The organism is Mammaliicoccus sp. L-M44 (genome assembly GCF_022386355.1).
GTDB classification, from domain to species: domain Bacteria; phylum Bacillota; class Bacilli; order Staphylococcales; family Staphylococcaceae; genus Mammaliicoccus; species Mammaliicoccus sciuri_A.
The window spans coordinates 1-593 of record NZ_JAJNIU010000066.1 but is presented as its reverse complement, the minus strand read 5'-3'; the positions used below and the strand labels follow the sequence as shown (position 1 = coordinate 593).

At 31.2% G+C, this 593-nt stretch carries 1 protein-coding gene; it reads left to right on the top strand.

Annotated elements, in window-relative coordinates; translation table 11 throughout:
- Positions 1 to 593: IS256 family transposase (locus LQ611_RS13935; RefSeq protein WP_239709675.1), on the top strand; the 593-nt coding region annotated here is incomplete at both ends.

The following is a 593-nucleotide window of genomic DNA, read 5'->3' as shown; positions in this document are numbered from 1 at the left end:
ATAAGTATGTATTTGTTGATGCTATGCACATTAAGGTAAGAGAGAATAATAAAATTGTTTCTAAAGGTGTTTATATCGCTATGGGTATCAATGAAAATAGAAAACGCGATATTATTGGCTTTAAAATTTCGAATCAAGAGTCTGAATTGGCTTGGTCAGAGTTTTTTGAAGACTTAAGAATGCGTGGTTTAACAACACCTGAACTTATTATCTCTGATGCGCATTCTGGACTTATTAAATCTATTAAGTCACAGTTTATTGATTCATCTTGGCAACGTTGTACATTCCATTTTCTTAAAAATATTGTAGAGAGATTTCCTAAAAAGATCTCTAAAGAAGCTAGAATGTTACTTAAATCAATATTCCAAGCACCAACATATCGTCACGCTGTTCAGCTCAAAGATGAATTCATTGCACAATATGAAAGTAATCCTAAGTATGTGGAAGCTATTAAAATATTGGATGAAGGCTTCGAAGATGCCTCACAATTCTATAGATTTCCTGCTCAACATCATAAAAATCTAAGAACTACTAATTCAGTTGAAAATATTAATATGCAACTCAGAAAACGAGAAAAAATAGTTAAAACATTC